Genomic DNA, 9,579 nt, shown 5'->3' with positions numbered 1-9,579 from the left:
AATACTAAAGGAGAACTGTGTGGTAGTAATAGAAATAATAATTGTATTAGCAATTTGGTTTGCAAGTGGACATGCAATAAGTAAAATTTATTTTAAGGCTGGATTTAAAGACACGCCAATATTTGTATTTTGGATTCCAGCACTAAACCTGGCGTTTTTGTTTTATTTAGCTTTCTCAGAATGGCCTAGATTTAAGGAGAATGTATAATGGGTTTTATTATAGCTACCGCAATTTGGGCATTGATAGCGTTTGCAGGTTGGCGCGTATTTACTAGAGCTGGTTTTAAAGGCTGGATGGGTTTTCTTTTTTTAATTCCTGTAGTTAATTTTATAGCATTGTTATATTTAGCTCATAAAGATTGACCTATTGAGAATACACAAAACTAGCAAGAGGCTATTGGGTAAATGGTGTCAAATTTTGATTCCATACATCAAAACATAAATTAGTTAAAAGCTTTTGAGATAGGCTAGGGGAATGCTTTAAATGTAAAACATCGGCGAATTCTTATATGTAATATGCGCCGATGTTTATACTTTATTCAAAAAGAGCCAATGACTTGTGAGCTATTAAGCCTTAGTCTTGTTTGCGGTAAAGGCTTATTAAGCATATCGCTAAAAGTAACGTTGCAATCATGCCTGAGGCGCCAGCAACAGCTGATGGAAGAAATCCATCACGGCCAAAGGTGATTAAAATGCCATTGGCTAACATTGCAGCTCCGCCAGCTAAGGCTGTAAGTCCGCCAATTGCTTTGCCACCTTTAGTGATGAAAGACAGGCCAAAAACAAGTGCTGCTAATCCCAATAATAATTTAGCTGTGTAGTAAATCATGAATGACAAAGAAACCACGCCACTAATTAAAGGTTGTGCGCCTTCTACTGTGCCCGCAACTTTACCAAATGTTGAAAACAACGTAAGACCAATACTCACCTGTACTATATTTAGTACCGCAGCAAAGGCGATAGCCGACCATCCTAGTTGAGAATGTTTTGCTTGTACCATTGCCGTACCAGCAAAGGCCACAAGCAAGGTAAATATGAGTGCTTCTAGTCCCCAAGAAACTTGCCTTGAAAAGCTAATTTCGGCACTGTAAAGGGCTGAATAAATACCCTGTGATATTGCCAATAACAACAATAAAGATGCTGTAATTAGGGTGATGCGTTTATTCGTAAATTCCATTATGGGCCTCTTATAATTTTATATTTAATGCTTTAAAAAGCGGTAACAGATTTGAATAAATCAAACAGATGGGGCTTTTTAACTAATTAGCGTTCCTACTAGCTAATATAAGACAGGTAAAGTTATTTAATTATTTCACTTAAACCTATAAAAATAATAATTAATAACAAATAGGCTAAAGCTTTGGTTTTTTAAATCAAAATTAAATTGTAAAACTGTTTTGATTCATGCCATTTATGCCCTCTGGGCGCAACGTCTCATACTCGCCGAGTAAAGCAACTTTCAATTACTGAAAGGGCATTAACTACGAATAAGTGGCTTTTTACACAAAATTTAAAAGCCACTTATTGAATCGGGTAATTGTAACTATCTGAAGTCACTATGCGCTAAAAAGGCTTAATACCTACTTTTTAAGATAGAAATATAAAATGAGACCAATCACTTAACGCTGTAATAGTTTGCTTTGTAGGGGGGGCAATATAGATTAAACCTGCAATAGCAATAATCGAACACAAGGTAATTAACTTATTATCGAAGTCAGCTATTTTTAGAGCGGTCCCAAAAGAGCGTTTAATTCTGACATTACTCAAATCCACACTGTAAATTTCATCCAGCAATAAATGAATTAATCCTCCTAGTAAAACAAACCCACCCGTTAACCAAGCAAAGATGGCTGTTTGTGTGGTTGATTGGTCGTTCAGTTTCCATGCTACTTGAGTCGTTAATAACGCGCATAACAGTATAAATAGTAAAGAGTGGCAACTACCTCTATGTACTGTGATCCATTCAAAAATTGGTCTAATAACATATTTCATAAATCCGTAAACCAATAAGGGCACTACGATTAACTCGATAAAACTAATTTCAATAATCAGCTCGGTGGTTATGTAATGCAGTACTAATAATACAGCGCTGAGTGCAAATAAGTTAAAAATAGTATCGAGTGATGTAGAGTTATCTGAATCTATATCGGGTAATAAGCCGCCAATTGAGCCTAAAAACCATAACCAGAGCGCGCTTTTTAATTCAATATGTCCTGCAGATAATAAGGTGGCTGAGGCTAAGCCTGTGACGATTACGGCAGTATTAAGATGAGTATTGAAGTTTGCCATTGTATCTCTTGATAGAAAAATAGATGTGTATTTTAACAATTGATAAGTTCATTGTTCAATGTACTTTAAAGATTGAAGTTGAAATAAACTTCTTATTGCTTTGATTAATCATTATTTTTTACAATTGTTATTCTTTTTCGCGCTTTGGGTTGCCACTAAGTGGTAATTTTTTGATTACGACAAGTGGCACAGTAACGATCGGTGATTCATTGGCTATTATTCGTTGCTTGGCGCGTAAGAGTGTTACGCTAACTGGTATCCCGAAATTAATATTGAGTAAGCTGCGAAAATAGATATTCTTTTATCTATGATGGCAAATGAGTTATTTGATTGTGTAGAGAAAGGTCGCCTTATTAACACATTTAAGATGTTTTTGAAGGTGGACTTGCTGACTGTGATTCACTTGCACATGGTTTGCTGGGGTTATTCAACGCTTCTTTATATGGACGAGGCAGGCTTATATATTGAAAAGTACATTAATGTATTTCGCCGGATTGAAGATATGAAAAAGCCTAGTAGATTTATTGAACCAGTAAAGCTGTAAATTTATTGCGGGAGGGATTACCGTAATCCCCCCGAAAATAAAGGACATGTTGCCACCCCTAGGAATTATTACAAAAGTTACGATGCTAAAACTAAAACATTATATACAGTAGAGGAATATAAAGTAGAGGAATAGATATGAAGAGGGGTGTAGTTTTAAGTTTGGTCATACTTTTAAATAGTTATTCTACTTTAGTAACTGGTAATGATATGGAAGATAAGAATATGGGTAATGAGATTATTAAATTTTCTGGTTGGGCTATTCCATATGTTGTAGTTGCCTACAATGATTTTGTATTAAAAAATAGCTCTATTAATAACTATCAAATTTCAGTAGAAGATAATAGTAATTTAGTTATTGTAAAGTTTGCTCCCAATTTTTCACTTTCTGAAGGAATGATACTAGGAGGAAAAACAAAAAACGGACAATTCGTAAAATATACATTTGAAAAAGAAAGTGAACATAATTTTACTCGGACTTATGCTCGTTAATATTTCTTACACTATTTTTTAATTATACTTAAAAACGTTGATTAATAAATAATTGGCTCACCCATTAGTTAATTTCAGTCAAGTAGATATGTACGTTTCTTTGGTTTATTTACGAGTAATTATAAGTACTTTTAAGTTTGACGGAGTTATTTATATGAGGTTGCTTGTTTTAATGTTGTAGTAAGTATGCGCGATCAATAGGGTTTGAACTTTTAAGTTCAACAGTAAATTTTGTGGCACATTTTTTAGAGTTTTATTATAGTGATTACTCGTTTATTTAAATTGTGTTAAACGATTTAAGCAACTTAGCTCTGCGTTGAATATAAATAAAAAGCTATGCACACGTTATTTTTGATTTTTGATAGAGCAAGGATGATCTAGATTGATTGAACTACCCGTATTTATATTCCTTTGTGGTTTGTATTTTTTTATTGATAGTACTAATACTTCCCTGAAAGAGGCTGGTATTGCTTTTGTGGTTTATAGTATTTATATAGTCATTTATAAATTAGTTACGCCTTTTTCACCTTACCCAACCCAATATACAGCGAAGCTTTTTGGTTTATTACCTTTACTGTCATTTTGGGCAATCATATTCCCACATTTTAATAACCATTCACCTGAGTACGTTACCAAGTTTATTGGCTGGGTAGGGTTAACGACAGCTTTTTTGATACTCTGTTATTTTAAACTATTCGTGTGGTAGCTGTAATTACGCTAATGCCTATACCTACTGAAGGTTGTACTTACTAAAAATCACTTAATTAAATAGCTTTTGTATCTATATAAAAATTTAGCTGAAAAGAGAGTCGTAATTACTATGAATTGGAAAGATAAGCTTTTATTTGTCGCATCTTGCGTTGATACTAATGATGAAATTCAGGATGATTTTTTATTTAAAAAATAGGTGCTAAACCAATAAAAGGTATAAAGGAATTTTAATGACTATTAAAATATCAGATAAGTGCGATCAAGCTGCAGTAGATGAAATTATAGCTATCGGGTATCCACAAAATATTAAGTACATGGATGAGTTGTTATCTTGGACTTGTGATCCAAATTGGCCAATTGCTGGGTCAATTTATGAGTATTTTATAAAGCTTGGAGAAAAAGAAGTACATAGGATTCTCGAAGAGGCGAATAAACCAGATTACGACTGGAGATACACCCTTATAATTCAAATAATAGCCTCTTATGATATAAAAACTCTGAATAAATGTATTAAGAGTTTGACGCTATGGGCAACTCAAACGGGTTCTGAAGAATGTGATTTTGAGTCTATTCGAATTTTAACAGACCATAATTTAATTCCAGATGCTGAGATAGCAAAAATAACGAAAAGAAATTTATTTGTATATAACGTATGGATAAAAGAGACGCTTGAAGCTGGCAGTAGAGCTATTTATAGCTCTCCTTTAGGTGAACATGAGTTATAAATAAGTGAAAATGGATATTGTTTTCTTGATTCTATGATATCCATTTAATTTCAGATCTTAATACAAAAAATCCCGCTAATTTTTTAGCCGCTATTGATAGCTATTATTTAAAATTAATACAAAGCGACTAGACCTTTTAAAAGCTGCTTACTTAAAAGTAGTAAACTCAATTTATTGCTCAGCAAGTTTTAAACTACTCAGACTTACAAATTTTTAACCAAAATATCTTAAACTTCTCATTTGTAAATTTTTAATATGTTATATTTTTGCAATTACATATTGCTATAGTATAACATTGCCAAACTGTAAATAATGATAGTAGAGTTTGAGTGTGGCAACATCAACTGTAGATAATAAATCAACATCTGTTGATTCACTAAGCCCTGAAACAAAACCAGTAGGTAATATACAAACAGACAAAGTCCAACCAATTATTGAAGTAAGTGCGTTAAGTTTTAGTATTAAAAACAATGCTATTTTAAAAAACTTAAACTTTAGCGTCGCTGCCGGTGAGGTGTATGCACTGCTTGGTGGAAATGGTGCGGGTAAATCAACTACTTTAAAGACCTTGTTGGGATTTAATAAGCCAACAAAAGGTTCTGTAAAAGTAGCGGGTAAAGAGGTGACTAAAGCACTTGATTTTGTTCGCGGGAAAACTGCATATTTGCCAGAGTCTGCTACGTTATACCCGCATTTAACCGCACGCGAAAACGTTGAATATTTTTTATCGTTAGCGGGTATTAAAAAGTCACGCGATGACATTAATACTGCTTTTAATCGTGTTGCATTACAACCTGATGCGTGGGATCGCTACATGCAAACCTATTCAAAAGGCATGAGGCAAAAAACAGCAATTTCGCTTGCCATATTGCGAGAAGCCCCTATTTTTTTATTAGATGAGCCAACCTCTGGTCTTGATCCTGTTGCTATTGATGAATTTAATCAGCTTGTACGCGAACTTGCCCTTACTGGCGCAACTATTTTAATGGTAACGCATGATGTTTATGGCGCTTGCCAAGTTGCTAATCGCATTGGTTTATTAAAAAACGGCGAGCTGGTGGGGGAATTCAATGCCCCTGAAAATGGCCGTATTAATACCGAACAAGTTCACGCTGCCTTTGGTGATTACAAGAGCCGAGGCAATGAATGAGTATAAACAACGTCTCAAAATTAGTGCTTATTGCCAAGGATGAATGGCGTTATTGGTTGCGTTCTAAATTGGCAGTCACTGTACTTGTTATTGGTTTGGTACTTACACTTACCTCGGTAATTGTAACAGCCATTACCATGATTGAATTAAGCCACACTAGGCACGAACTACAAACAACGAGCGATAAAAGTTTTGTTGATCAACCCGACCGACATCCACACAGAATGGTGCACTACGGGCACTATGCATTTAGAACGCCAGCGCCTTTAAGTACGCTCGACCCAGGTATTGATGCATTTACTGGTAACTCAATCTTTTTAGAAGGACACAGGCAAAATAGCGCAATGTTTGCAGATAACCGCCAGGGCACAGCTTTGACTAAATTAGGAAGTTTAACGCCTGCGTTTATTGTGCAAACGCTTGCTCCGTTGTTACTTATTTTAATTGGTTACAGCGCTATTAGTCGCGAACGTGAATTGCAAACGTTGCCTTATTTACTCTCGCAGGGGACATCGGGTTTAACGCTTATTGCAGGTAAAGGCTTGGCACTTCTTTGTGTTGTAGGGTTAATTTTAATTCCGCTTACGGTTTCATCTTTATTCACTGTTTTAAATGGCGAAAGTTTACTTGCTGTAGCCAGTTTTATTTTGGGTTATGCCCTGTATTTATTTGTGTGGGTATTACTGATTTTATTAGCCTCTAGTGTGTTTAGTAAAAATAGTGGCAGCTTTACCGCTCTTATCTTTGTATGGATTTTACTGTGTATTGTTATGCCACGAGTAGCGAGTACAACTGCAGCTACTGTTGTGCCATCACCAGGTAAAATAGAAACCGATTTTGCAGTAAAAGCAGAGCTAAGAAAGCTAGGCGATAGACACAATGCCAACGATCCTGCTTTTAAGCAGTTTAAACAATCACTACTTAAAAAATACAACGTTGAAACGTTAGACGAGTTACCCGTTAACTTTAGAGGAGTGGTTGCTGGAGAGTCTGAGGCTAAACAAACGGCTGTTTTAAATAAGTTTGCTGAGCAACGCATGCAAGCGGAGCTTAAACAAACTCAGCTTTCGCGTAATTTTGGTTGGGTTACACCTATGGTGGCAATTAAATCATTATCTATGATTGTTGTTGGTACGAGCATTGAAACACATCATCGTTTTTTACGCGAAACCGAACAATTACGCTTTGATTTTGTGCAAGGGCTTAACAAAATTCATAGTGAAAAGCTGACCTACCAAGACGACATAAATCGTAACGCCAATGCAACCGCAACAAAAAAAGCACGTGTGAGCGCTGATAATTGGCAAATACTGCAAAACTTTACCTTTAATAGCGATAGTGCATTGGTACGAGCCGAGCGAAGTACATCTGCATTTTTACAGTTATTACTGTGGATTGCTGTGTTAGTAGGCGGTATAAAATTTGTAGGGAAACGTTTGTTATGAGCTATTTGCTTTTACACCTAAAACGAGAGTTTGGCTTTTTACTTCGTCAAAAATATTTAGTGGTGCTTTTACTTTGTACATTTACGGTGTCTGCGTTTGCGGTTTTAAGTGGGCTTAGTGAAGTAAGCCAGCAACGCCAAACTATTGAGCGTTTAAAATCGGCTGATTTAACCGAGCGCTTAAATGTGCAAAGCCAACAAACTGATGCAGGTATGCTGGCTTATTATACTTTTCATTTAACGTATTCATCGCCTTCAAACTTAGCGTTTGCAGCCTTGGGGGATCGCGATATTTACCCATGGAAACACCGCATAAACTTACTCGCACTTGAGGGACAGATTTACGAAAGCGATGCACAAAACGCAGAGCTTGCTCAAGCCGGTAAAATTGATTTTGCGTTTGTGTTAAGTGCATTAGCACCACTAATAGTCATTTTGCTGTTCCATGATTTGTTTGCCAGCGAACGTACCAGTGGTCGTTACGATTTATTAGTCACCACGGCGCGCTCTTATTTTGCTTTATGGGGCGCACGTATAGCAGTGAGATTTACTTTATTACTCGCGTGTTTAATGCTGCCATTTTTTGCTGGTGCTTACGTTGCAGGTAGCTCAATTTATGATGTTTTTTTGATAGCCATTATGTGCGTTGCCTATTTAGTTTTTTGGACTGCACTGAGTATTTTAATGGGTAAGCAAGCAAACAGCGCACCGCGTGTAGCCTCCTCTTTAATAGGTATATGGGTGTTAGTTGCTTTTATTATTCCTATTTTAGGTGATTTAGCCATTAACAAAACTGTGCACTCACCTAAAGGTGGCGAAATTGTACTTACCCAGCGCGAAGCAGTTAACGATGCATGGGACCTACCAAAACAGACCACAATGGACGCTTTTGTAGCTAATCACCCCGAATGGAAAGATAACGTTGATATGCAAAGTGAGTTTGAATGGAAATGGTATTACGCTTTTCAACAAATAGGGGATGAAAAAGCGGCTGTTCTATCGCATGCGTACCGTGATTCTGCGCGCAAAAAGTATCAATTAGCAGGCGTTGTATCGTGGTTTTCACCTCCATTATTGCTACAACGCAGCTTAACGCGAAAAGCAAAAACAGATGCAATAGCGGCATCGAGATACGAGTACCAAATACGAGGATTTCATAAATGCCTGAGAGAGTTTTACTACCCTTGGTTATTTATTAAAAGTGATATGACTAAAGCCGCGCTTAACAACATGCCAAGCTTTAGTAAAACAATACTTAATGAAAAGGATAAGCCTGAGGTTATAGGCGTTCAGTTAAAAGAAAATTTATCAGTTAACTAACTAGCAAGGTTTATAATGAATACTAGGGGCTGTTGATCTTTGTAGTATATATATTAATCAGCCCACATTGGTAGCCACATCATAGTAAATGCTAAAGCGAGCATGGAATGATAATTCCGTTCAAGCTTTTCATACCTTGTAGCTATCCCTCTATATTGTTTGATCCGACCAAAGGCATTCTCAACTAAGTGCCTATATTTGTACATGCACCAGTCAATATCTTCATTACCCACTAAACTGTTATCCTTGCGTGGAATAACGGGTGTAGCGCTATTATCACGAATAAACTCTCTTAGTTTTTCACTATCGTAGCCTTTATCTGCGACAACCACATTACTCGTTGGGCAATTGTCTACAAGTGACTCTGCATGGACGATATCATGCGTATTTCCACAGGATAATTCATAATAAACAGGCAATCCTCCGCTATCTACTGCAAGATGAATTTTAGTCGAATTGCCACCTCGACTCTTACCGATTGATTCATTGCCAGCGGTTCTTGCACCGCAACTATGCTGGTGAGCCCTGACAATACTGCCATCAATAAAGATCCAATCCATATCAGCATAGTGGGATAACACACGAAATAATTCATTCAAAATATCTTTTTTGGACCATAAATTAAATCGTCTATAGATAGCACTCCACGAGCCGAAATAAGACGGTAAATCTCGCCAAGGAATACCGGTACGCATCTTATAGAGTATGCCTTCGAGCGTTTTTCTATGCTCAGGCTTATTATAAATTCGACCACTTAAGTGCATTACTTTTGATAAGACATTCCATGTCGCGTCTGTTAACATTAATCTTGGCATGAGGGTTCGGTGTAACGTTTTTTAGCGAATTCAATTATACCTTATCCTCATGCTGTTTGTTTTTTATACCGCAAAGATCAACACGCCCTA

Annotated in this window: 10 protein-coding genes; 7 read left to right on the top strand and 3 right to left on the bottom strand. The window is 36.4% G+C overall.

Going from position 1 to position 9,579, the window contains the following annotated elements; genetic code table 11:
• Positions 1-208 (top strand): hypothetical protein (locus L647_RS0114635; protein ID WP_024609831.1); only part of this gene is annotated, 208 nt, incomplete at its 5' end.
• On the top strand, positions 208-363 hold the full coding sequence (locus L647_RS1000000126140; protein ID WP_173399985.1) for a hypothetical protein: 156 nt from the start codon (positions 208-210) through the stop codon (positions 361-363). The genes L647_RS0114635 and L647_RS1000000126140, both read left to right, overlap by 1 nt.
• Before the next feature lie 211 nt (positions 364-574).
• Here the strand turns inward: L647_RS1000000126140 and L647_RS0114625 are convergent, their stop codons facing one another.
• Together L647_RS0114625 and L647_RS0114620 are read right to left on the bottom strand one after the other, a co-directional pair.
• Positions 575-1,177 carry a hypothetical protein gene (locus tag L647_RS0114625; RefSeq protein ID WP_024611734.1) on the bottom strand — a complete coding sequence of 201 codons (603 nt, stop codon included), beginning with the start codon at positions 1,175-1,177 and terminating at the stop codon, positions 575-577.
• A gap of 410 nt (positions 1,178-1,587) precedes the next feature.
• Entirely contained in the window at positions 1,588-2,289 is a 702-nt protein-coding gene (locus L647_RS0114620) for a metal-dependent hydrolase (RefSeq protein WP_024611733.1), read from the bottom strand.
• A gap of 681 nt (positions 2,290-2,970) precedes the next feature.
• On the opposite strand from L647_RS0114620, the gene L647_RS0114610 reads away from it, so the two are divergent.
• From L647_RS0114610 to L647_RS0114585, 5 genes are all read left to right on the top strand, one after another.
• The gene (locus L647_RS0114610) at positions 2,971-3,324 is read left to right on the top strand and encodes a hypothetical protein (protein ID WP_024611731.1); all 354 of its coding nucleotides are present in this window, start codon (positions 2,971-2,973) and stop codon (positions 3,322-3,324) included.
• Between the two features lie 941 nt (positions 3,325-4,265).
• Complete coding sequence (locus L647_RS01000000124305; protein ID WP_024611729.1) at positions 4,266-4,760, top strand: DUF5071 domain-containing protein; 495 nt, start codon at positions 4,266-4,268, stop codon at positions 4,758-4,760.
• Between the two features lie 406 nt (positions 4,761-5,166).
• Positions 5,167-5,910 carry an ATP-binding cassette domain-containing protein gene (locus tag L647_RS0114595; protein WP_024611728.1) on the top strand — a complete coding sequence of 248 codons (744 nt, stop codon included), beginning with the start codon at positions 5,167-5,169 and terminating at the stop codon, positions 5,908-5,910.
• Positions 5,907-7,355, top strand: coding sequence for a DUF3526 domain-containing protein (locus L647_RS0114590; RefSeq protein ID WP_024611727.1), 1,449 nt, complete (start codon positions 5,907-5,909; stop codon positions 7,353-7,355). The genes L647_RS0114595 and L647_RS0114590 overlap by 4 nt, the downstream gene beginning before the upstream one ends.
• Positions 7,352-8,674 carry a DUF3526 domain-containing protein gene (locus L647_RS0114585; protein WP_024611726.1) on the top strand — a complete coding sequence of 441 codons (1,323 nt, stop codon included), beginning with the start codon at positions 7,352-7,354 and terminating at the stop codon, positions 8,672-8,674. The genes L647_RS0114590 and L647_RS0114585 overlap by 4 nt, the downstream gene beginning before the upstream one ends.
• Positions 8,675-8,727: 53 nt before the next feature.
• Here the strand turns inward: L647_RS0114585 and L647_RS0114580 are convergent, their stop codons facing one another.
• Positions 8,728-9,489: an IS5 family transposase gene (locus L647_RS0114580; protein WP_024611512.1), complete on the bottom strand. Its 762-nt coding sequence runs from the start codon at positions 9,487-9,489 to the stop codon at positions 8,728-8,730.
• Between the last annotated feature and the right edge of the window lie 90 nt (positions 9,490-9,579).

It is taken from the genome of Pseudoalteromonas sp. TB64 (assembly GCF_000498095.1).
Lineage (GTDB): Bacteria > Pseudomonadota > Gammaproteobacteria > Enterobacterales > Alteromonadaceae > Pseudoalteromonas.
This window is presented reverse-complemented; position numbering and strand designations above follow the sequence as displayed.